Origin of the sequence: Amycolatopsis halotolerans, assembly GCF_042647905.1 — a bacterium.
GTDB lineage: Bacteria > Actinomycetota > Actinomycetes > Mycobacteriales > Pseudonocardiaceae > Amycolatopsis > Amycolatopsis halotolerans.
Genome location: NZ_JBHRWI010000036.1, coordinates 1 through 21,517, shown reverse-complemented (window position 1 = coordinate 21,517; position 21,517 = coordinate 1). Strand labels below are relative to the sequence as shown.

The window sequence follows — 21,517 nt, the reverse complement described above, 5'->3', positions numbered from 1 at the left end:
CTCAACGACAACGCCGCCTTGCCCGCGTCCACTGTGGAGCGACCGCTCCCTGCTCAATGCTGCCCCCAGTACTACGAGGGGAACTTTCGCGACTCCTCCCCTGCCGCGAAGGTTCCCCTCGTACCCCTGCCAGTCCACTGTGGACTGCGGCGGAGACCACGAGGGGGACCCTCGCGACTCCATCCCCCGTCGCGAAAGTCCCCCTCGTGCCGCATCACCCGAGCAGTTCGTAGTCCTCCCGCCGCACCGTCCGGGTGTCCAGCCAGTACCGCCAGGTGAATCCCGGCCACAGCGTCCGGTTCACGCCCTTCGCGTCCAGATACCAGCTCTTGCAGCCGCCCTGGGTCCAGATCCCCTTGCCGAGTTTCCGTTGCATCTCGGCGTTGAACCGCTCCTGCACGTCCTCGCGCGGGTCCAGCGCCCGGTCGCCCGCCAGCCGCAACGCCTGCGCGATATAGGAAATCTGCGCCTCGATCATGAAGACCACCGAGTTGTGGCCCAGCCCGGTGTTGGGGCCGAGCAGGAAGAACAGGTTCGGGAAGCCGTTGACGGTGATCCCGAGGTGCGTCCGCATCCCCTCGCTCGCCCACTCCTTCGCGAGGTTCCGCCCGTCGCGGCCGACGATCTCCAGACTGTCGAACGCGTCGGTCACGTGGAACCCGGTGCCGTAGACGATCGCGTCCACCTCGTGCTCGACGCCAGCGTTGTCGACGACGCTGTGCTCGCGCACCTCGGCCACGCCGTCGGTGACCACGTCGACGTTGTCGCGGGCCAGCGCCGGGTAGTAGTCGTTCGAGATGAGCACGCGTTTGCAGCCCATGGTGTAGTCCGGGGTCAGCTTGGCGCGCAGCTCCGGGTCCGAGACCGCGCGGTCGATGTTGCTCTTCGCGAGCCGCTGCCCGACCTTCATGATCCACGGCTGGCCGTTGAAGCCGACCGCGCGCGCTTCCAGCGTCCAGTAAAGGAAATTCCGGTACAGCCGCTGCACCGGCGGCACCGCGCGGAACAGCCCGCGCAGCCAGCCCGGCATGTCGCGGTCGGCCTTCGGCATCACCCACGGCGGCGTGCGCTGGAACAGCGTCAGCTCGGCCGCCTCCGGCGCGATCTTCGGCACGAACTGGACCGCGCTCGCCCCGGTGCCGACCACCGCGACGCGTTTGCCCGCGAAGTCGAAGTCGTGCTCCCACTCGGCGGAGTGGAACGCGCGGCCCTGGAACCGCTCGATGCCCGGCAGGTCCGGGATCATCGGCCGGTGCAGCGCGCCGACGCCCGCGACCAGCGCCGGAGCCACGAACTCGTCGCCGCCGCGGGTGCTGACGTGCCAGCGCTTCTCCTCGGCGTCCCAGCGCGCGCCGGTCATCTCCTGGCCGAAGCGGATGAAGCGGCGCAGGTCGTACTTGTCGGCGACGCCGCGCATGTACTCGTAGATCTCCGGCTGCGGCGAGTACGCGCGCGACCAGCCGGGGTTCTGCTCGAAGGAGAAGGAGTACATGTGCGACGGGATGTCGCACGCGCAACCGGGGTAGCTGTTGTCCCGCCAGGTCCCGCCGACGTCCTCGGCCTTCTCGAGAACCACGAAGTCGTCGCGGCCGTCCTTGCGCAGCTGAATCGCCATGCCGAGCCCGGAGAACCCGGTGCCGACCACGATCACGCCGGTCTCGGTGCGGTTGCCCATGCGTCCTCCCGTTAACTGTTACCCGAAGTCCAGCTTACTCGGAGTAGGTTACTGGCGGTAGAGTGTGCGTCATGACCACCGCCAAGCGCAAGCGCATGCCCCGAGCCGAGCGGGAACGGCAGATGATCGAGGTCGCCGAGCAGGTCTTCGGCGAGCGCGGCTACGCGATGGCGTCGATGGACGAGATCGCGGAACTGGTCGGCGTGTCCAAGCCGATGCTGTACGAGTACTTCAACTCGAAAGAGGGCCTGCTGCTGGCCTGCATCCGGCAGTCGCGGGCGGCGCTGCAAGAGGCCACCGAGCAGTCGATCGTCGGCGCGGACTCCGCGCAGGAGGCGCTGCGGCGCGGCTTGCTGGCGTTCTTCGTCTTCATCCGGGAGCGCCGCCAGGCCTGGTCGCTGCTGCGCCACGAGATGGCCCTGATCGGCACCCCCGCCGCGGACGAGATCGAAGAAACCCGCCGCCAGCAGACCGACCTGATCACCGCGTTGATGAGCGGCTACTTCGACAGCGCGGACACCCTGCGCGCGGAGGCCTCGGCCGAGTTCGTCGTCGGAGCCTGCGAGCGGCTGGCGATCTGGTGCGAGCGCTTCCCGGAGGTGACCCCGGAGAAGGCCACCGAGTACGCCATGGATCTGCTGTGGGCCGGGTTGTCACAGCGTGCGATTTGATGTGCACGTGAAGATGACCGTGCATTAGGCCATTCGGTCGTCACTCAGCGCACATCTCGTCCCGTTACTTGTGACACAGAGTTTTCTTGCGGTATCGATGACACGGTAGAAAGACACACTGGGTGTCGCGCCAGCGGCCGGCAAGCAGGAATCGCGTCATGAGTTTGCGGTGGCCGGGTCTCGACCTGTGACGCATGCTGATGACGAGAGGGGTGAGGCAGTGGTGGAAACGATCACGGCGACTTACAAGCACGACAACGACGACTGGACGATCACCGTGAGCGGCCGCGGCAAGGAGCTGACCGGCAAGGCGCCGGGCATCATCGCCGCCCGCGACCGGGCCGACCAGCTCGTGGAGAAGCTCGCCCCGAACGAGCGTCCCACGGTCGTGCACCTGCTGAACGGCAACGCACTGGAGTTCACCAGCACGTACATGGCCGCCCGCCTGACCCTGCCGGAGATCGAGCCGCTGGAAATCCCGCCGTCGGGCGGAGCCAAGGCGGCCGCGGCGGACTCCGGCAAGACCGAAGCTCCGGCCTCCACCACAGCGTCGACTGCTCCTGCTGCGGCCTCGGCCTCGGCTGCTCCTGCCGTTGCCGCCGCTGCTGTTGCCAAGCCCGCTGCGGAGAAGGCTCCCGAGCAGCCCGCCAAACCGGCGCTGCCGCCGAGCAAGCAACTCCCGAAAGAGGTCGAAGACCGCAAGCCCGACGAAGCGAGCCGCCCCGGCGTGACAGCTGGTGCGTCGGCCACTCCGCCGGTCGCGCGCGCCTGACCTGCACTGTTTCGCTCACACGGCTCGCGTTTTTCGCGGGCTTGTTTGACGTGCGCTGACTGGTCCCCTACGAAGCCGGGGTTTTGGGTCAGCCTCCGTCGGGGTAGGCCGCTTTCGTGCTGGCCGATGCCCGCTTCACACCTGCCTGCGGGCCGGTGCTCACGGGCTCTACGACGCCCTGAGACGGTCTCGGCATCCCTGCGCGGACCTGACCCGCAAACAGTCGGCTATGCCCAGTACAGCGGGATAAAACCGGCGCGTCACCCAGGCGGGGTAGCCCAATACGGCGAACGTGCTCCACCAAACCGACCCAGCCGGGCGACCGCCGAATGAGTGACCGCTGGTGCAGTGGCACTTCTCACGAAGTTAACCCGCCGTGACGATCAAGGCTGTCGATCCGCCATCCAGGGATGAAACAGCCCGTATTCAGCAGATCACGCGCCGCCGAGCAGTCCCGCCCGAGAGGCGACGCCGGGTAATCACGGGATCTGCCTTGAGCCGTGTCTCGTACGGGCTCGGGCACCGGTCGCCCCCTGGAAAGCCAGGGCAAGCCGCTCAGGCCGCTCCGGCGGGTCGCAACCGGATGCCCGCGCCGATGCTCCGAGCCAGCGAGGCCCGGAGTCAGCGCGGGAGGCGAACCGTCAGCGGAACAACTTCCGCACCAGCAGCACGGCCACCAGCACGCCGGCCCCGATCAGCGGGTACTTGACCTTCGGATTGTCGAGCTTCGCGCGCACGCCGTCCTTCGCCTGTTCGGCGAGTTTCTGCGGATTGGCCTTCGTGCCCAGCTGGTCGAGGGTCGCCGCCAAAGCGGTCCTCGCCTGCTCGATCTCACGCTCGATGGTCTCGGGGTCGCGAGCCACGTGCCCTCCTCGCCGCAGTCGGACTGTAGGCGGTCCACGGTAGAGGACAACCCCCGCGAGACGGCGACTGGCCACGCCGAGCCGACCCGAACGTGGCGCGCGCTACGATCACACCTGGTTCCTGGGGGCCGTAGCCCAATTGGCAGAGGCACACGGTTTAGGTCCGTGCCAGTGAGAGTTCGAGTCTCTCCGGCCCCACACTCAGGCTGCTGGGCAGCAGACCGGTTCGCTGGTTCGCATCGCCGCGTACAGCAGAAATACAGCAGGCAGCGGATTCTCGCCGCTCGGATCGTGTTCTCAGCGCCGCCATGCCTCGATGAGCTCTTCGGGACCGAACGACGCGGCCAGCGGCAGTCCGTCTTCGATGCCGTTGCGGGACACCGCGATCAAGGGCGTCGTGTGGTCGCGTCCGGGGATCGACATGGATCCGGCGAGCAGGCTTTCCCACTCGCGTTTGCCGAAGAGTTCGGTCTCCAGCCACTTGATGGAGCCGGTGAACGCGATGCGAGTGGCCGCGGGCCGGTCCCGGTCGGCGCCCACCAGGTCGATTTCCGGGTTGTTCTGCCGGTTCCACCAGCCGCCGACGACGTCCGCGCCGGGCAGCCGGTCGTCGGGCAGGAGCCGCGCAAGGGCCGTCCGGACGACAGGCTCGACGGCACGGCCGCGCCAGGACGGCCATGACCCTTCGATGCGCGACGCGACCAAGTCGCCGCGGCCGCGTTCGACCTCGGCAATACCGCGCTGCAGGAACGCCAGCCAGAACCGCAAGTACGGATCCTCGATCCGATAGCGCTTGTTCTTGGTGTCCGGACGGGTGGCCAGCGGAGTGTCGACGGCGACGATGCGCTTGGCCGTCAGGGTGTTCAGGATCGGGGCGAGGGTGCCGGAAGGGATCGGGTTGCCGGCGCCGATCCGATGGGCGATCGTTCCGAAGGTGCGTTCGCCCGTACCGATCGCTTCCAGGGCCGAGCGGCTGTGCGACGGTTCGGGAACCTCGCCGAGCAAGGACAGTTCTCCCGCCATCAGCAACGGGGAAAGCGGGTCGGCGAGCTGGTCGCGCACAAACGCGGTACGGCTGGTGCCCGGTTTCCAACGCTGGACGATCTCCGGGAAACCGCCGGTGATCAGATACGCGTCGATGGCCTCCGCCGGCTCGAGTGCGGTCATCCGCTGGACGTCGGCCGGGTCGAGGGGGCGCACCAGCATGCGGGCAGCACGGCCATGGAAGGGACGGCCGTACTCCTGGAGGGACTCCATCATCGACAGGTCGCTTCCGACCAGCAACAGCAGCACCGGCTTGGCCGACAGGTACCGATCCCAGACGGTCTGGAGGGCGCCTTCGAACTCGCGGTCCTGCTCGACCAGCCACGGAACCTCGTCCAGGACGACAATGCTGGGAGTGTCCTCGGGTACCGCGACTGCCAGCGCGCGCAGGGCCTGGTTCCAGTCGGCGCCAAGCGCCCCGGCGACCAGGTCCGCACCGGGCAGGGCTGACTCGACGATCGCGGCGGCGAAGTCGGCGCGCTCCGCGGCCGGATTGCGACCGCGGGAGGCTTGGAAGATCAGATACGGTGCCCCCGAGCGGTCGCAGAACTCCTGGACGAGCCGGGATTTGCCCACCCGCCGACGGCCGGTGACGATCACGGCCTGGCCGCGGGTGGTCGCGGTCGCGTCCCTGACCAGGCGAAGCTGCCGCTCAAGCAGCGCGAGATCGTTCGAGCGCCCCTGAAACTCCACCATAAGCTCGACCTCATCAAAGTATGATCGGATCTTACTTAGATTGAATCATACTTAGAATGAGACTTACCCAGAGATGTCAACCGCAAGCAACGTCGCCGCTGCGGGACGCGGTCGCTCGCGAGGACAGTTGCTCCCGGGCCCGGGTCAAGGCGGCGATGCGTTCGTCCAGCACGGCCAGCCTGCGGTCCACCAAAGCGATAGCGCTCGAGGACAGGCGTCGCGCCGGCAGGTCTCCCTGCAGGCACGAGCCCAGCGGGCGGATGTCTTCCATGGTGAGCCCCGAGTCGAGCAGGTAGCGGATGTTCGCCACCCGCTCGATCGCGGACTCGTCGTACTGCCGGTACCCGTTGTGGGAGCGGGCGGCGGTCAGCAAGCCCTGCTCCTCGTAGAACCGCAGTGCTCTGGTGGTGACTCCGGTGGCCTTCGCCAGCTCTCCGATCCGCACCGACCCGAGCGTACGCCGCTAAGCGATCACTGCGCCGCCGTCGACGGGCAGGACCACGCCGGTCAGGTACGCCGCGGCGGGGCTGGCGAGTTGGACGATCCAGTGGGCGACTTCTTCCGGCTGGGCCAGGCGTCGCAAGGGCACCATCGCCTGCAGGGACGCGTGTTGTGCCTGGGCTTGCTCGGCGGTGAGGCCTTCGCGGGCGTAGATCTCGGTGGCGACCGGGCCGGGTGCGACCGCGGTGACGCGGATGCCTTGCGGGGCAAGTTGCACTGCCCAGCTTCGGGTCAGCGACTCAAGGGCGGCTTTCGTCGCCGCGTAGAACTCCCGGCCCGCCATCGGCCAGCCGCGTTGGCCGATGGCGGTTGTCACGTTGACGACGACGCCATCGCGCAGGTGCGGCAGCGCGGCTTGCACGAGGTAGACCGGCGCGAGCAGGTTCGTCGCGACCACCCCGTCGAACGCGCCGGGCTTGATTTCGCCCAGCGCGGCCGGGTCGACGATCCCGGCGTTGTTCACCAGAACGTCGAGCCGGCCGAATTCGGCAAGTGCCGCAGCGACAATCTCCTCTGCGGCGCCTGCCCCGGTGATGTCGGTGGCGAACGGGCGGATCCGTGCGAAGCCCTCCGCGGTTTCGGCTAGCCGCACGGCGGTCCGGCCGACGACGAGGACGTTCGCGCCCTGCCTTGCGAACTCGCGTGCGGTGACCTGTCCGATGCCCGTTCCGCCGCCGGTGACGATCACGGCTTTGCCTTCAAACTGTCCTTCACTCATGACAATCGACGCTAAACATTGCCGTATGCGTGAAGGTCAAGCCGCTCAGCGCACGCGCTGGTAAACCAGGGCCACTTCGCCGAGATCGCCGGTCTCCTGGTGCGCGACTGTCCACTTAGTACCCGGCAGGCCGTCGTCGAACAGGCGCGGGCCGCCGCCGGCGATTTGCGGGCAGATGGTCAGGTACAGCGTGTCGATCAGGTCCTCGGCCAGCAGCGCCTTGATCACGCTGACGCTGCTGTTGACCAGGATGTCGCCCTCGCCGTCGGCCTTGAGCTGGGCGACGACCTCGGCGGCGGGCGCGTTCACGATGCGCGTGCGCTCCCACGGCGACTCGGTGAGCGTGCTCGACAGGACCACCTTTTCCGTGTCCACCAACCACTTCGCGTAACCGCGGTCGCGCGGGTCGGCGTTTTCGTCGGCGGCGACGGTCGGCCAGAAGCCGAGGAAGCCTTCCGCGTTGCGGCGGCCGAGCAGGGCGGTCGTCGCGTTCTCCCAGATGCGGGTCATCTGGTTGCGGGCGGTTTCCGTGGTGACGTAAGGGATGATCGCGCTCATGTCGCCGGGGCCTTCCGGGCCGTGGTAGCGGCCGTCGAGGGTCAGTGCGAGGTTGGCGGTGACACGACGCTCGGTCATGACTGGGTTTCCTTTCGGGCGATGACTTCGATGAGGTGGTCGAGGACCTGTCCCCAGCCGGTTTCGATTCCGGCGATGGCGGGCGCGGCCTCGACGGTCGTTGCGCTGATTCCCAGGCCCAGCCGCAGCTGGGTGCCGCCGTTCGCCGAAGGGGCGAGGGCGAGGTCGTAGTGGCCGCTGAACGCGACGGCTCCGGCCGCGTCCAGCACCGACAGGTCGAACACGAGCCGCTCGGTTTCGCGAGCGGTCCGGACCCGTCCTTCCGAGCGGTAGGTGCCTTCGGCGTCGCGGTAGGCGAGAACGACGCGCCCGCCCGGCTTCGGTTCGAGGACACACTCGGTGACAGTCAGGGACGGCGGGACCCACCACGACGCCAGCAGCCCGGCGTCCGTCCAATACCGCCAGACCGTTTCCGGCGGCACCGGCAGCACGCGCTCGAAGGAGAACGCACGACCGTCGGCCCAGCGATCCCGGTCCGCGGCGGCGGTATCGGCTTCGATCGCCGCGCGGTAGCGGTCGAGCACGTCGCGCTCTCCCGTGTGCGCCTCGATCGTCGCGGCCAGCTTCTGGAGCTGGTCCGCGAATTCCCGCAGCGGAGCCGCTTCGGCCGCGTAGACCCGGCGCTGCCCGAGCGGGGCCATGGTGACCAGGCCGGCGCGGGCGAGGGTCTGCAGGTGCTTGGTCGTCTGCGGCTGCCGCAGCCCGGTCAGCTCGGCCAGTTCGCCGACCGACCGAGGCCGTTCAGCGAGCAGTTCGACCAGCTGCCACCTGGTGGTGTCTGCGAGTGCCGCGGCGATCCCGTCCATGCACTGAAGTATTCACTGCATCGAATATTCGTGTCAAGGAATTCTTTTCGCCGATCTCAGCCGGGCAGCAACCGGGCGGCGAGGTTCCGAACCGCCAGGCCTCGTTTCGTGCGCGGGACCAGCATCGATGCCGCCGTCCGGACCCCGCGCTGCTTGGGCTTCACGCGCGCTCGATGGGTCGTCTCGTAGTGCGCGAACGCCTCGGTGCGCGTCCCGTCAGCGAGCGCGGTGGCCAGGGTGTGCGCCCCGACGATCGCGAGGCTCGAACCGTCGCCGAGCAGCGAGACGCAGGAAGCGGCATCGCCGACCAGCGCGACCCGGCCGTGGGACCAGCGAGGCGGATCGACCACGGCGACCGCGTCGAAGAAGACGTCGTCCGTCGCCTCGAAGCGAGCCAGCAACTCCGGGACCCGCCAGCCGAGACCCCGGTAGGCGGTGGACAGGATTTCCTTGCCCTGACCGGGATTCGGCGCGCGGAAGATGAACGCGACCCGGGCGTTCCCCCGCCCCGGATGGACCGCGACGATGCGGCCCGGGGTGTTGAGCATGACGATGTCCCGCGGATAGTCGGACGGTTCGCCGAGCGTCACGGTCCCGACGTACATCCCGGCGTGCCGGACGAATTCCCGCTCCGCGCCGAACGCGAGCCGCCGCACCGCCGAGTGCACCCCGTCCGCGCCGATCACCAGGTCGAACCGGCGCGGGGCAGCGTGCTCGAAGGCGACGTCAACCCCGCCCTCGTCCTGTTCCAGCGCGGTGATGGTGTCGCCGAAGAGGAATTCGGCGTCGTCGCGCGCCGCTTCGTAGAGCACGTCCGCCAGATCGGCTCGCGGGACCTCGATCTCTTTGCTCGCCGCCATCCGCACAGTGGTCACCGAACGCCCGCGCGCGTTGAGCAGCCGCAACCGCTGCGCGTGCGTCGCGACCTCGCGCAACCGCGGCACGACACCCATCGCGTCGGCCACCTCCATCGCGCCGCCGCGGACGTCCACCGGGTTGCCGCTGCTGCGCTGGCCAACTGCCCGTTCTACGACGGTCGGCCGGAAACCGTTGCGCGCCAGCCAGAACGCGAGGGTTGAGCCAGCGATCCCGGCACCGCACACGAGGACGTCACGAGTCATGTCCTCGAAGATAACCGCACTCAGTGCAGTTCTGCAATGAGTGCAGTTTTGTACCTAGTGTCATAAGCTGCTGGAGTGTCTCTCCGTGATCGCAAGCGCGCCCGCACCCGCCAAGCCCTGATCGACGCGGCGACCGACCTCTTCGAGCGCAACGGCTACGACGAGACGACCATCGCCGACATCGCCGCAGCCGCGGAGATCGGCACGCGCACGTTCTTCAGCTACTTCGCCAGCAAGGAAGAACTGGTGTTCCCGGACGCCGAGAGCCGGGTGCAGGCGTTGCTCGACGCCCTCGCGAACCGCGCCCCGGACGACCGGCCGATCGACCTGCTGGTCCGGGTCCTTTCCGACGGCGGCGAGGTCAGCGACGACATCATCGGCAAGCTGACCCCGTTGCGGATGCGGCTGCTCCAGACCGTGCCCGCGGTCCAGGGCCGTGCCCTGCAGATCCAGTTCAACGCCGAGCGCCGGATCGCCGGAATCCTCGCCGAAGCCTTTCCCGGCGAACTCGACGACGTCACCGCCCGCACGTTGACCGGCGCGTTCGCCGGCGCGGTGCGCGGAGCGTCGCAAGCCATGCTGGACCGCCCCGGCGACCTCACCGCCGAGCAGCGAACCCAAGCGACCCGCCAGGCCATCGTGAAGACACTCGGGCCCCTGCTTAACCGCGACTGACGTGCTCCGCGCACAGGCACGCCACCGCGGTGTCGATCCACTCGCGGCCTTCCCACTCCGGATGCCGCTTGATCAGCTCCTCCCGCACCTCCGCGATCACGGTCGCCTCGGCCATGTCCGAATCGCGGCGACGCCAGGTCTCGTCGCGCAGCAGTTCGAGGTAGGCGCGCAGGTCGTCGAGCAGTTCCGGACCGCTGATGTCGCCGTGGCCGGGGACCACGATTTCCGGCCGCTGCGCGGAAAGTTTCCGCATGACCTCGATCCAGCGGATGCCGGACACGTCGGTGTCGTGCGGCGGGAACCACGGGAAGATCGCGAACTGGCCAGTCTCGGCGAGGTCGCCGGTGAACAGGACGCCCGCGTCCGGGACCGTGACGACCTGGTCGCCCTTGCTGTGCGCGCGGCCGGTGGCGCGCAGCTGCACCACGCGACCGCCGAGGTCGAGGTCGTGCGACGAGTCGTAGACGACGTCCGGGGTCGGCAGTTCGACGCCCTCCAGCTGCCGCGCGACCGGCTCACCCAGGCCGCTGAACATCTGCAGGTAGCCGGGGCCTTTCGCGGCGAGGTCGGTCGCCTGCGCGCGGTTGACCAGGTAGGTCGCGGCCCCGGCGAAGGTCTGCGCGCCGAACGCGTGCTCGGGGTGGAAATGCGTTGTGGTGAGGTAAATCCGGCGGCCGCGCGCGTATTCGGTCGCGAACTTCAGCACGGTTTCCGCGTTGCGCGGCCCCATGCCGGTCTCGACGACGAGCACGGAATGCGTCCCGCCGACGACGCCGACGTTCGGCACCAGCTGCACGCCCTGGTTCGGGACCACGACCAGGTCGCGGGCGAGTTCGCGCACCTGCGAGGTCTGCACGACGGGATCGGGATACGGGTAGTCGGCCATCGCCGGATGCTCCTCGGAAACGCGGGATCAGTGACCGTTCCAGTCCAGCGCCGCGCCCGCGCGGTGTCCAAGACCGATCCGCTTTTCCCGATACCGCACGGGTATTGTCGCTGGTTGTGGATCTCCGTTCGCTCCGGTACTTCGTCGCGGTCGCCGAGGAGCGCCACTTCGGCCGGGCGGCGGCGCGGCTGCACATGACCCAGCCGCCGCTGAGCCGCGCGATCAAACAGCTCGAAACCGACCTCGGCGCGGCCCTGCTGGACCGTTCGCCGTCCGGGGTCACGCTCACCGCCGCCGGAACCGCGCTCTACGACGAGGCTCGCACCCTGCTCGAGGCAGCGGACCAAGCCCGCGCGAAGGTCGCCGCGGCGGCCGGACCGGGGACGCTCACGCTCGGCACCCTCGCCGACAGCTCGGAACCGGTCGGAATCCGGCTCGCCGGCGAGTTCCGCGAACGGCATCCGGGCGTGCGGATCAGCGTCCGCGAAGCCGATCTCACCGATCCGACCACCGGGCTGCGCGCCGGGCTCGTGGACGTCGCACTCACCCGGATTCCGTTCGACACCACCGGAATCCGCACACACGTGCTGCGCGCCGACCCGATGGGCGTCGTCCTGCGCGCGGACGATCCGCTGGCCGGACGCGCCGAGGTGCGCCGGGAGGAACTCGCCGACCGGGCGTGGTTCCGGTTCCCGGACGGCACCGACCCGCGGTGGCAGGCGTTCTGGAGCGGCGGCGGCGCGGGCGGGCCGGTCGTGCGGACGGTGCACGAATGCCTGCAAGCCGTGCTGTGGAACGGAACCGTCGGGCTCGCCCCGCTTGCGCACTCGTTTCCCGAAGGCGTCGCGACAGTCCCGTTGGCGGACTATCCGCCGAGCCAGCTCGTGGTCGCGTGGCGCGAGGATTCGACGCCGCCGCTGGTCCGCTCGTTCGTCGAACTCGCTGTGCGCATCGCCGGGCTCGACCGCCGCGAAACGCCTGCGAACCCGTAGGCTGGGCCCGGAGATCGGGGAGGTGTGGGCCGTGCCGGGACGCAATCCGCTGCGGGTCCTGCGCAAATGCGCGGACTGGTTCGAAAACCGCGGCGTGTACATCCCCGGCGAGGAAAGCCGCGCGGTCGACCCGGTGCGCGACTTCGGCTGGCTCATGGTCGCCTGGGGCGCCGGCGTCGCGGTGTTCATCCTGTTGTTCGCGTTCGCGGTCTGAATCCCGACTCGCGGCTGTTGACATCGGGGTGATGACTGTCACCCGGAGTGCTCTTTCGATCACGGATCGGCCACGGCTGTACACCAGGTCCGCGTCTTCCGCACCGTGACGGCATTAGTGCCGCCAGAGTGGAGCGGGTCCGCTCGGCAACTACGCCGAACGGCACACCGCCCCACCCCGACTGGAGTACCCCCGCGATGGCGCCCCCGCGCACCCCGAAACTGCTGTTGACCGCCTGCCTGCTGTTTTCCGTGGCAGCCTGCGGCGGCGTCAACGCTCGGGAAGGCTCCGCCGCGATGGGCGTCGGCAACCCGGCGGCGCAGCCCGCCGCCGCGCAAGCCTCCGGCGACCTGCAGTTCGGCGCCAACCACCGGTTCGCCAGCGGGATCACGGTCTCGCTGTCGGCCCCGCAGTCGTTCCAGCCGAGCCCGGCGGCGTATCCGCGCAGTGCCCGTGCGGCGGCGTTCTACATCCAGGTCACGAACAACGGCACGGACCCGTATCGGGTGTCCGCGCTTTCGGTCACGGCGACTGTCGCCGGGAAGCCCGCGAAGCAGGTTGTGGACGCCACGCAGGGTCTCGGCGGCGTTTCCGACGCGGGCAAGGATTTGCTGCCGGGCCGGTCTACGCAGGTCACGCTCGCTTTCGCGGTGCCCGCCGAGAGCGCGCGGATGGCGGTGCAGGTGCGGCCCAGCACGGGCGAGCCCGCCGTCGTCACGTATTGCGGAGACGCCTGAATTACCCTCGTCTCCATGACCGACCAGCGACTTGCCGAGGGCGACGAAGCGCCCGGATTCACCCTGCCGGACAGCACCGGCAAGAACGTCTCGCTCAGCGACTTCCGCGGCCAGGCCGTGGTGGTGTACTTCTACCCGGCCGCGGGGACGCCGGGGTGCACCAAACAGGCTTGCGATTTCCGGGACAATCTCGCGGAGTTGAACGACGCGGGATATCAGGTGCTGGGGATTTCGCCGGACAAGCCGGAAAAGCTGGCCAAGTTCGTGGAAGCGGAGGGGCTGACGTTCCCGCTGCTGTCCGATGTGGACAAGGAAGCGCTGTCCGCGTGGGGCGCGTTTGGGGAGAAGAAGAATTACGGGAGGGTTTACCAGGGGGTCATCCGGTCTACGTTTATCGTGGACGCGGAGGGGAAGATCGCCAAGGCCGCTTATAACGTGCGGGCTACTGGGCATGTGGCCAAGTTGATCCGGGACTTGGGGATTGCTTCCTGAATTGTTTCCCAGAGCGCGGAGAGGCCGGCCAAGCCTCTCCGCGCTTGGTCAGCGACGCACCTGATAGCGCAGGTGAAGCACCCGGTCGCCTTGAACCACGTCGGGGTTCTCCAGCAGGTGCTGTGCGTTGACTGAGCCGAAGCAGCGTTTGCCGGAGCCGAAGACGGCCGGGACTACGTCCATGCGTACCTCGTCTACCAGGCCTGCCGCGAGGACCTGACCGCCTACGTCGCCAGCGGCGACTTCGACTACGCGGTCGCCTGCGAGCTCTTGTGCTTTGGTTACCGCCGCCTTGACCCCGTCGACGAAGTGGAACGGGGCCTCGGGGTTCCAGCCTTCGGGGGCTGGGCGGTGCGTCACGACGACTACGTGGTCGATTCCGCTTGGCGGCTTTCCGTCCCAGCCGTCCGTCAGGTCGAAGACGTGGCGGCCGACGATTGTCACCCCGATCTGGTCCCAGTACTGGCGCGTGTAGTCGTAGGACTGCTGCGACACCTTTAGCGCGCCGCTGTCGTCCAGCGGGACGTCGCCGCTGGTCAACCAGTCGAACAGCGGGCCGGGCTGGTCGTTTTCGTCGGCGATGAAGCCGTCGGCCGACACCGAGCTGTACATGACGACCTTGCCCACGGGGTCTCCTTCGCATTGGGGTGGCCCCAAATTAGCGGGTTGCGAGCGGTCGCTCTTGTAAGAAATCAATCGGTCGGCAGCGGCCAGTTGTTCAGCGTGTGCCCGGGGTGTTCGCGGAGGAAGCGCCGCCGGACTTCGACGTACTGGGTCGGGGCGAGGCCGGTGAAGGCGCGGAACTCGTGGCCGAAGTGGGCCTGGTCGAAGTAGCCCGCGCGACCGGCTAGGTCGCTCCAGTCGATCGGGCCGGTGGGGTCTAGCGCGAACACGGTGGCGGTGAAGCGGTGGGTGCGGGCCAGTCGCTTCGGGGTGACGCCGATGAGTGCCTTGAACCGTTGTGCCAGGTGGGTGCTGCTGACTCCGGCTGCCGTGCTCAGGTCGCCGATCGGCATCGTCCCGCGAGTTGCCGCGATGATGTCGCTCGTGTGGCGGACCAGGCCCAGACCGGCGGTCTCGGATAGCCGACGCATCAGCTCGTCTTCCAGCAGTGTCAGCATCTGGTGCGGGTTGTTTGCCGTGGCCAGGCGGTCTCGCAGTTCGGTGCTGGCGGGTCGGCCCCAGACCTGTTCTATCGTCACCGGGCGGTCGCACAGGTCCGTCGCGGGCATCGGCAGGAACGGGGCCAGGCCCCACGGTTTGAAGTGCACGCCGACGGATCGGGTCCGGGGCGGGTAGCCGAACTCGTACGCACGGGTCGGCATGGTGATCACGCAGCCGTCGGTGTATTCGGCCGTCTCGATCTCGGTGCCAGCGCGGATGCGGAACGGCGCGCCCAGGTTGACGATGAACAGCGCGGCAGGTGCCGGTGGCAGCGTCAGGCGGGCATACGGCGGCGCGCCCTCCAGGTAGTAGAGGTCGTCGATCAGCCCGTCCAGCGGCGATCTCGGCGTTCTGGACACGTACTCCACGCCCACAGCATTGCCGACGCCTGCCGGCAAGCGCTACCCGCGGAAATTTGCCGGGAAGCGCAAAGTGAAAGTCGTGCCTTCGCCGGGAGTGCTGGTGGCGGTTACTTCGCCGCCGTGGGCTTCGGTCAATTTGCGGACGATTGCCAGGCCTAAGCCGCTGCCTCCGGAGATTCGGCTTCGCGAAGGGTCGGCGCGCCAGAAGCGGTCGAAAACTCGGGGCAGATCTTCTGGAGAGATTCCCGTACCGGTGTCGGTTACTTCGAAAATCGCGTCATTGTCGCGTTGGCTTGCGGTGACGGTTACCGAGCCGCCCGACGGGGTGTGGCGGATTGCGTTCGAGACCAGATTGTCGAGGGCTTGGCGCAGGCGTACTGGGTCCGCGGTGATGGCCGGATTTTCCATGGGCGGGACGGACAGGTGGACGCCCGCGGTTTCGGCGCGCGGAGCGTGGGCGGCGGCGAGGTGGGCCAAGACCGTGTTCGCGTCGATGGGTTCCGGGTGGACACGCAGCGCTCCGGCGTCGGCCAGGGCCAGGTCTTGCAGGTCGTCCACGATGTGTTGCAGGTGAACTGCTTCTTCCAGCAGGGAGACGACCAGTTCGTCGTCCAGCTGGCTGATGCCGTCCTGGGTCGCTTCCAGCCAGCCTCTGATGGTGGCCAGCGGGGTGCGGAGCTCGTGCGCGACGTCGCTGACCATCGCTTTGCGGGCGTTCTCCAGCTCTTCCCTCGCCCGCGCCATGTCGTTGAACGCGGTGGCCAGGCGGGCGATCTCGTCCTTGCCTTTGACGCGGACCCTGGCGCCCGTCTCGCCGGCCTTCAGGCGTTGGGCCGCGCCGGTCAGCGCGCGGAGGGGGCGGATCAGGCGGATCGACGCCAGTGCGGTGACGATGACCGTCAGCAGGAGGATCGCGGCGGTGACGGCGATGAGCTTCGTGCGGTTTTCCGGCGAGAGGGTGAAGCCGGTCGGGGGCTGGTCGGTGCCTTTTTCGGTGATGTAGAGCCAGGCCGCGGGAGCGACGTAGGGGGTCAGCTGCTCTTTGCGGGCCGAGGTTACGCAGTTGGTGATGGTCTGGTCGGTGGCTTGGACGACCGGGCCGTCGAAGGTCCACAACAAGCCCAGTTTGGCTACCGGGATCGTGCTGTCGTTCCGGCCGAGACAGGCGTCGATCAGGCCGGACAGCTTGCTCAGGGCGGCTCGCTCGGTCTCGGTGGGGCGTTCCAGCAGAGCGGTGCCGCATTGGGCGGTGCCGGCCGGGGCGATGACCCTCGGGTGGCCGCTCGGCGAGATTTCCAGGCTGCCAAGGCCGGTTCGGCGCTGGGTGCAGGACAGGACTTTTTCGGCGACCTCCTGGAGATCGTCGCGTTCGTCCGCGGGGAGTTTGTAGGGGCCGACCGCGTCGGGGTCGATCCGGTCGGGAGTGGACTTGATGCCGAGGCGGGTGTCGACGGCCAAGGGATCGATGACCGCGGACGGCTGGGGCGGGAGTGTGCCCGGGTTCTGTTCCGAGCTGGCGATCAGCTTGCCCTGCGGGGTGGTCAGGACGATTTTGCGACCGGTTTTGTCCGCGTAGTCGTTGATGGTTTTGGTCGCGCCGGACCACGTGGGATGGGTTGCCGCGTACGAAAGCAGGGCCTGGTAGATGGTGCCGTCGTCGGCGAAGAGCTGGCCTTGTTCTCGTTCGATGGCACCGGAAGTGGTCCGGGAAGCCAGCCAGGCGGTGGCTGCGATCGCGCACACGGCGATGGCCGCGGTGACCGCGAAGAGGCGGAAGAGGCGGAAGAGGAGGCTACGGGGCATCGGACTTGGCGGTCAGTTTGTAGCCCACGCCGTAGACCGTGAGGAGTTTCGCCGGTTTTCTCGGGTTGGGTTCGATTTTCTTTCTGAGGTTCATGATGTGCACGTCAATAGCGCGCTGGGTGATGTAGCGGTCGAAACCGTGCAGGTGTTCCAGGAGTTGCGCCCTGGTGAAAACCTGGTCCGGGCGGGCGGCCATGACCTCCAGGATCCGGAATTCCCCCGGAGTGGTTTCGATCGGGTTTCCGCTTACCGCGACCTCGTGTTTGTCTTTGTCGACGGTCAGCGTGCCCACTTTGATGGGACCGTCTTTCGCCGCGTTCGTTCGCCGGAGAAGGGTTCGGACCCTCGCCATGAGTTCGCGCGGGCTGTAGGGCTTGGTGACGTAGTCGTCCGCGCCCAGGTCAAGGCCCTGGAGCAGGTCGTCCTCGGTCGAGCGGGCCGTGAGCATGAGGATCGGCAGGTCGGAGGACGCCCGGATGGTCCGGCAGACGGTCAGGCCGTTCATGCCGGGGAGCATGACGTCCAGGATCAGGAGATCGGGTTCCGCCGTGCGGATTTCCGCCAGTGCGGCTTCGCCGGTGGGCGCGACGGTGACGGTGTGCTGCTCGTGTTCCAGATAGCGGCGGACCAGTTCCGCTTGTTTGGGATCGTCTTCGGCAAGGACGATATTGGCGCACATGCTTGCCGAGACTAGCCCGAGCCCCGCCCCGGAGCCACCAGCGCGGCTCCGGAGCGGGCCCGGCGGTTATGCGTCGGCCAGTTTCCGCAAAGCCGGCAGAAGTGCGCGCAGGGCCTTGCCCCGATGGGAAGCGGCGTCTTTTTCCGCCGGGGACAGTTCCGCGCTGGTTTTCGTTTCGTTTTCCGGCACGAAGATCGGGTCGTAGCCGAAACCGTTGGTTCCGTGCTTTTCCCTCGTCAGTGCGCCTCGCCATTCCGCCCGGACCGTCGTGGCCTCACCGGACGGAAGGGCCAGCACCGCCGCGCAGACGAAGGCCGCGCCCCGGCGCTCGTCCGGGGTGTCCGTCAGCTGCGCCAGAACCAGGTTCAGGTTCGCTTCGTCGTCACCGTGTTTGCCGGACCAGCGCGCGGACAGGACTCCGGGCATGCCGTTGAGGGCGTCGACGGTCAGGCCCGAGTCGTCCGCGACGGCGGGCAAACCGGTGGCGGCTACCGCGTCCCGCGCTTTGGCCGCCGCGTTGCCTTCGAAGTCGGGGGCGGTTTCCGGGGCTTCCGGGAACTCCTCGACGTCGTTCAGGCCGAGCACCTCGACGCCCTGGATGCCTTCCGCTTCCAGGATCCGGCGCAGTTCGCCCAGCTTCTTCGCGTTCCGGGTGGCCAGCAGCAGCTTGGTCACTTCTGGCCCTTCTTCTTGTCCGGCCGCGGTTCCGGCAGCTCGCCCGGGTACGGCAGCGCCAGCGCTTCGTTCTGCAGGCGGGTCAGTTCCTCGCAGCCGGCCAGCGCCAGGTCCAGCATGGTGTCCAAAGTGGACCTCGCGAAGGTGGCTCCCTCGCCGGTCCCCTGCACCTCGATGAGGGTTCCGGCGTCCGTGGCGACCACGTTCATGTCGACCTCGGCGCGCGAGTCCTCCTCGTACGGCAGGTCGAGCCGCACCCGGCCGTCCACGACGCCGACGCTCACCGCGGCCACCGAGGACGACAGCGGCTGCGGGTCGTTGAGCCGGTTCGCCGCGCCCAGCCAGGTGATCGCGTCCGCCAAGGCCACGTAGCCGCCGGTGACCGCCGCGGTGCGGGTGCCGCCGTCGGCCTGGATCACGTCGCAGTCGATGACGATGGTGTTCTCGCCGAGCGCGGCCAGGTCGATGCAGGCGCGCAGGGAGCGGCCGATCAACCGGGAGATCTCGTGCGTCCGGCCGCCGATCCGGCCCTTCACGGCTTCGCGGTCGCTGCGGGTGTTGGTCGCGGACGGAAGCATCGCGTACTCGGCGGTGACCCAGCCGAGACCGGACCCGGCGCGCCACCGCGGCACGCCCTCGGTCACGCTCGCCGCGCACAGCACCCTGGTGTTGCCGAACTCGACGAGCACCGACCCGGCAGGCCACTTCTGGAACCCGCGGGTGAGCTTCACTTCGCGGAGCTGGTCGTCGTTCCTGCCATCTTTTCTAGCCACGGGGAGCACTCTAGGACGTACCCCTGACAGTTTCGCGTCAGAGGTCGTAGACCGCGCCCTGAGTCACTAGCTCGGCATCCGGGAACACGGCTTTGGCCTCGGCCAGGACGGCATTCCGGTCGGTCCACGGGGCGATGTGGGTCAGCAGCAGACGGCCGACACCGGCTTCCTTGGCCAGTTCACCGGCTTCTTTTCCGGAGAGGTGCACGCCTTGCGGACGGTCGGCGGCATCGGTCCAGGACGCTTCGGAGAGCAGGACATCAACACCGTCGGCCAGTTCGCCGAGGCCGCGACACAGTCCGGTATCGCCGGTGTACGCGAGGATGGTGCCGCCGTACGCGATGCGCAGGCCGAAAGCGGGCGTCGGGTGGTACACGGCGACAGCGGTCACGTCGAAGGGACCGATCTCGATCCGCTCTTCGCGCAACTCGTGGAACTCGTACACGTCCGACAGATCCGCAGCAGCGCGCTCGGCGGCGTCGGCTGCGTACGCGTGCGCGAGGCGCGAAGGCGCGTCCGCTGGCGCGTACAGCGGCAACCGTCGCGGCCGCGCGGGGTACGGCGGCGCGGGGTGATAGCGGCGAAGCACTGTCAGAGAGTTGACGTCGGCGCAGTGGTCGGCGTGCAGGTGCGAAAGGACGAGCGCGTCCAGGTCGAACGGGTCGAGCACGGTCTGCAATCGGGCGAACGTGCCGGTGCCCAGCTCGAGACCGAGCCGGTAGCCCTCCGCCTCCAGGAGGTACCCGGAAGCGGCGGCGTCCGGCCCGGGGATACTGCCCGAACACCCGAGGATCGTCAGTCGCACCTCGTCACCCTAACTCCGCCCAGCGGCGTCGCAGCGTCACGCGCTGACCGGGTCCAGCGCACCCGGCGCGAAGCCCATGAACCGCTGCGCCAAGCGGGCGAACGGCTCCGGCGAACCGGTGGCGAGGAACTCGTGCTTCGGCGACTCGTCGCGTTCGGCGAGCAGGTCGAGTTCGGTCAGCACGCGGTAGAGGTCTTTGGCCGTTTCGTCGGCGCTGGAGACGAGCGTGACGTCCTGTCCCATCACGATCTGCAGCACGCCGGACAGCAGCGGATAGTGCGTGCAGCCGAGGATCAGCGTGTCCACCTCGGCTTCGAGCAACGGCTGCAGATAACCCTGTGCCAGCCCGAGAATCTGTCGGCCAGTAGTGATCCCGCGCTCCACGAAGTCCACGAAGCGCGGGCAGGCGACACTAGTGAGACGTACGTCCGGCGCAGCGGCGAAGGCGTCGTCGTACGCCCTCGAACGCACAGTGCCCTCGGTGCCGATAAGACCGACGCGTCCGCTGTGTGTGGCGACCGCGGCCCGGCGCGCGGCGGGAAGGACCACTTCGATAACTGGTACGTCGTAGCGTTCGCGCGCGTCGCGAAGGCAGGCCGCGGACGCTGTGTTGCACGCGATCACCAACGCCTTCACGCCACTCTCGACCATGTCGTCGAGAGCGGCCAACGCGTACTCGCGAGCAGTGGCGATGGGCAGCGGACCGTACGGGTTGCGCGCGGTGTCGCCGACGTAGCGGAGCTGTTCGGCAGGCAGCAGTTCGAGAATCGAGCGTGCGACGGTGAGCCCGCCGACGCCGGAGTCGAAAACACCGATGGGCGCGCCGGGAGAACTCACCCCCCGAGGTTACCCGGCGTCGTCGGCTCGATCTTCGGGGATTTGACGCGTTCGCCGCGTGAAGTCAGCCACGCGGCGAGGATGCCGGCCAGCGCGCCGAAGAGGTGGCCCTGCCAGGAGATGCCGGGATTGCCGGGCAGCAGGCCCCAGAGCATCCCGCTCCAGACGCCGAGCAGCACGACCGCGACCGCGATCTGCGCGAGCGACCGGTGGAACAGGCCGCGCACCAGCAGGTACGCGAGCCAGCCGAAGGCCAGCCCGGACGCGCCGACGGTGTAGGCGTCCGAGGGCCCGACGAGCCACACCCCGATCCCGGACACCGCCCAGATGATCGCCGTGACCACGGCGAACCGGCCGATGCCCGCCGCCATCGCGAGGAAGGAGAACACCAGCACCGGCACCGTGTTGGAGAACAGGTGCGACCAGTTGGCGTGCAGCAGCGGCGCCCAGAGAATGCCGTCGAGGCTGGACGCGTGCCGCGCCAGGATCCCGCCGTCGGTGAACTTGCCCGGCAGGATCACGTCGAGCAGTTCCACGAGGTACAGCACCCCGACGAACCCCAGCGCGACGAACGCGGCGGCCTTGGGATTGGGCGGCAGGATGCGCTTCGCGACGTCGACCGGCTTGCCGCCGCCTGGTGCGGGCGGCGGTGACGTCGGCGGGAGGGGAGGCAGTGTGCTCACGCCCTCAGGCTACGTCGGGGACGGGCGGACGGCCTCGGGAGAAATCCCTGAACTTGGCCCTGGGTGACCTGCCGTGAAGGACTCCTTGAGGGAATCAGATTCCGTCACGGGGCCCTTCACGGACCGCCCGGCCGCGCGGGGTCGCGCGGGTCGTGAGGGGAACCCTGAGGGACTCAGAGTCCAATGCCAGGGACTTATTGATCCGTAACTCAAATCTGTCGTAGTCGTTGACGGTGC

The 21,517-nt window shown here is 68.4% G+C and carries 25 protein-coding genes and 1 tRNA gene; 8 read left to right on the top strand and 18 right to left on the bottom strand.

Annotated elements, in window-relative coordinates:
* Positions 1 to 214: 214 nt before the first annotated feature.
* Complete coding sequence (locus ACFORO_RS28815; protein ID WP_377873662.1) at positions 215 to 1,675, bottom strand: flavin-containing monooxygenase; 1,461 nt, start codon at positions 1,673 to 1,675, stop codon at positions 215 to 217.
* A 71-nt stretch (positions 1,676 to 1,746) separates the two neighbouring features.
* Here ACFORO_RS28815 and ACFORO_RS28810 point away from each other — a divergent pair, with 71 nt between their 5' ends.
* A complete protein-coding gene (locus tag ACFORO_RS28810; protein ID WP_377873663.1) occupies positions 1,747 to 2,346 on the top strand; it encodes a TetR/AcrR family transcriptional regulator in 600 nt (199 codons plus the stop codon).
* Positions 2,347 to 2,566: 220 nt separating this feature from the next.
* Complete coding sequence (locus tag ACFORO_RS28805; RefSeq protein WP_377873664.1) at positions 2,567 to 3,118, top strand: hypothetical protein; 552 nt, start codon at positions 2,567 to 2,569, stop codon at positions 3,116 to 3,118.
* 641 nt (positions 3,119 to 3,759) lie between these two features.
* Here the strand turns inward: ACFORO_RS28805 and ACFORO_RS28800 are convergent.
* On the bottom strand, positions 3,760 to 3,981 hold the full coding sequence (locus tag ACFORO_RS28800) for a DUF3618 domain-containing protein (protein WP_037358573.1): 222 nt from the start codon (positions 3,979 to 3,981) through the stop codon (positions 3,760 to 3,762).
* 124 nt (positions 3,982 to 4,105) lie between these two features.
* Here ACFORO_RS28800 and ACFORO_RS28795 point away from each other — a divergent pair.
* Positions 4,106 to 4,179, top strand: a tRNA-Leu gene (locus ACFORO_RS28795).
* Between the two features lie 99 nt (positions 4,180 to 4,278).
* Here the strand turns inward: ACFORO_RS28795 and ACFORO_RS28790 are convergent.
* The 6 genes from ACFORO_RS28790 to ACFORO_RS28765 all read right to left on the bottom strand — a co-directional run bounded on the left by ACFORO_RS28790 (position 4,279) and on the right by ACFORO_RS28765 (position 9,503).
* Positions 4,279 to 5,721: an ATP-binding protein gene (locus tag ACFORO_RS28790; RefSeq protein WP_377873665.1), complete on the bottom strand. Its 1,443-nt coding sequence runs from the start codon at positions 5,719 to 5,721 to the stop codon at positions 4,279 to 4,281.
* Between the two features lie 76 nt (positions 5,722 to 5,797).
* On the bottom strand, positions 5,798 to 6,166 hold the full coding sequence (locus tag ACFORO_RS28785; RefSeq protein ID WP_377873666.1) for a MerR family transcriptional regulator: 369 nt from the start codon (positions 6,164 to 6,166) through the stop codon (positions 5,798 to 5,800).
* 18 nt (positions 6,167 to 6,184) lie between these two features.
* Entirely contained in the window at positions 6,185 to 6,940 is a 756-nt protein-coding gene (locus tag ACFORO_RS28780) for an SDR family NAD(P)-dependent oxidoreductase (RefSeq protein ID WP_377873667.1), read from the bottom strand.
* A 45-nt stretch (positions 6,941 to 6,985) separates the two neighbouring features.
* Positions 6,986 to 7,576 carry a dihydrofolate reductase family protein gene (locus tag ACFORO_RS28775; protein WP_377873668.1) on the bottom strand — a complete coding sequence of 197 codons (591 nt, stop codon included), beginning with the start codon at positions 7,574 to 7,576 and terminating at the stop codon, positions 6,986 to 6,988.
* Positions 7,573 to 8,382, bottom strand: a complete 810-nt coding sequence (locus ACFORO_RS28770; protein ID WP_377873669.1) for a metalloregulator ArsR/SmtB family transcription factor — start codon at positions 8,380 to 8,382, stop codon at positions 7,573 to 7,575. Before ACFORO_RS28770 ends, ACFORO_RS28775 begins: the two co-directional genes overlap by 4 nt.
* Before the next feature lie 56 nt (positions 8,383 to 8,438).
* The gene (locus ACFORO_RS28765) at positions 8,439 to 9,503 is read right to left on the bottom strand and encodes an FAD-dependent oxidoreductase (protein ID WP_377873670.1); all 1,065 of its coding nucleotides are present in this window, start codon (positions 9,501 to 9,503) and stop codon (positions 8,439 to 8,441) included.
* A gap of 75 nt (positions 9,504 to 9,578) precedes the next feature.
* Here ACFORO_RS28765 and ACFORO_RS28760 point away from each other — a divergent pair, with 75 nt between their 5' ends.
* The gene (locus ACFORO_RS28760; RefSeq protein ID WP_377873671.1) at positions 9,579 to 10,178 is read left to right on the top strand and encodes a TetR/AcrR family transcriptional regulator; all 600 of its coding nucleotides are present in this window, start codon (positions 9,579 to 9,581) and stop codon (positions 10,176 to 10,178) included.
* Here ACFORO_RS28760 and ACFORO_RS28755 read toward each other — a convergent pair.
* Positions 10,165 to 11,064: an MBL fold metallo-hydrolase gene (locus tag ACFORO_RS28755; protein WP_377873672.1), complete on the bottom strand. Its 900-nt coding sequence runs from the start codon at positions 11,062 to 11,064 to the stop codon at positions 10,165 to 10,167. The genes ACFORO_RS28760 and ACFORO_RS28755 overlap by 14 nt on opposite strands.
* A gap of 116 nt (positions 11,065 to 11,180) precedes the next feature.
* Between ACFORO_RS28755 and ACFORO_RS28750 the strand changes: the two genes are divergently transcribed.
* The 4 genes from ACFORO_RS28750 (at position 11,181) to bcp (ending at position 13,499) form a co-directional block, all read left to right on the top strand.
* Positions 11,181 to 12,056: a LysR family transcriptional regulator gene (locus ACFORO_RS28750; protein ID WP_377873673.1), complete on the top strand. Its 876-nt coding sequence runs from the start codon at positions 11,181 to 11,183 to the stop codon at positions 12,054 to 12,056.
* 31 nt (positions 12,057 to 12,087) lie between these two features.
* On the top strand, positions 12,088 to 12,270 hold the full coding sequence (locus ACFORO_RS28745) for a hypothetical protein (RefSeq protein ID WP_116205006.1): 183 nt from the start codon (positions 12,088 to 12,090) through the stop codon (positions 12,268 to 12,270).
* A 197-nt stretch (positions 12,271 to 12,467) separates the two neighbouring features.
* Positions 12,468 to 13,007, top strand: a complete 540-nt coding sequence (locus ACFORO_RS28740) for a hypothetical protein (protein WP_370934723.1) — start codon at positions 12,468 to 12,470, stop codon at positions 13,005 to 13,007.
* Positions 13,008 to 13,022: 15 nt separating this feature from the next.
* Complete coding sequence (gene bcp / locus ACFORO_RS28735; RefSeq protein ID WP_377873674.1) at positions 13,023 to 13,499, top strand: thioredoxin-dependent thiol peroxidase; 477 nt, start codon at positions 13,023 to 13,025, stop codon at positions 13,497 to 13,499.
* 48 nt (positions 13,500 to 13,547) lie between these two features.
* Here bcp and ACFORO_RS28730 read toward each other — a convergent pair whose 3' ends face one another.
* From ACFORO_RS28730 to ACFORO_RS28690, 9 genes are all read right to left on the bottom strand, one after another.
* Positions 13,548 to 14,126 (bottom strand): dihydrofolate reductase family protein, encoded by a 579-nt coding sequence (locus ACFORO_RS28730; protein WP_354747222.1) that lies wholly within the window; start codon positions 14,124 to 14,126, stop codon positions 13,548 to 13,550.
* Positions 14,127 to 14,191: 65 nt separating this feature from the next.
* Entirely contained in the window at positions 14,192 to 15,031 is an 840-nt protein-coding gene (locus ACFORO_RS28725) for a helix-turn-helix domain-containing protein (protein ID WP_377873675.1), read from the bottom strand.
* Between the two features lie 33 nt (positions 15,032 to 15,064).
* Entirely contained in the window at positions 15,065 to 16,828 is a 1,764-nt protein-coding gene (locus ACFORO_RS28720; RefSeq protein WP_377896666.1) for a sensor histidine kinase, read from the bottom strand.
* Positions 16,818 to 17,507, bottom strand: coding sequence for a response regulator transcription factor (locus ACFORO_RS28715; protein ID WP_344271637.1), 690 nt, complete (start codon positions 17,505 to 17,507; stop codon positions 16,818 to 16,820). The genes ACFORO_RS28720 and ACFORO_RS28715 overlap by 11 nt, the downstream gene beginning before the upstream one ends.
* Before the next feature lie 66 nt (positions 17,508 to 17,573).
* Positions 17,574 to 18,182 (bottom strand): RdgB/HAM1 family non-canonical purine NTP pyrophosphatase, encoded by a 609-nt coding sequence (gene rdgB / locus ACFORO_RS28710; protein WP_377873677.1) that lies wholly within the window; start codon positions 18,180 to 18,182, stop codon positions 17,574 to 17,576.
* Entirely contained in the window at positions 18,179 to 18,955 is a 777-nt protein-coding gene (gene rph / locus ACFORO_RS28705) for a ribonuclease PH (protein WP_344271632.1), read from the bottom strand. Before rph ends, rdgB begins: the two co-directional genes overlap by 4 nt.
* Positions 18,956 to 18,992: 37 nt before the next feature.
* Positions 18,993 to 19,760, bottom strand: coding sequence for an MBL fold metallo-hydrolase (locus ACFORO_RS28700; RefSeq protein WP_377873678.1), 768 nt, complete (start codon positions 19,758 to 19,760; stop codon positions 18,993 to 18,995).
* A gap of 36 nt (positions 19,761 to 19,796) precedes the next feature.
* A complete protein-coding gene (gene murI / locus ACFORO_RS28695) occupies positions 19,797 to 20,597 on the bottom strand; it encodes a glutamate racemase (protein ID WP_354747234.1) in 801 nt (266 codons plus the stop codon).
* On the bottom strand, positions 20,594 to 21,280 hold the full coding sequence (locus tag ACFORO_RS28690) for a rhomboid family intramembrane serine protease (protein WP_377873679.1): 687 nt from the start codon (positions 21,278 to 21,280) through the stop codon (positions 20,594 to 20,596). The genes murI and ACFORO_RS28690 overlap by 4 nt, the downstream gene beginning before the upstream one ends.
* Positions 21,281 to 21,517: the final 237 nt, after the last annotated feature.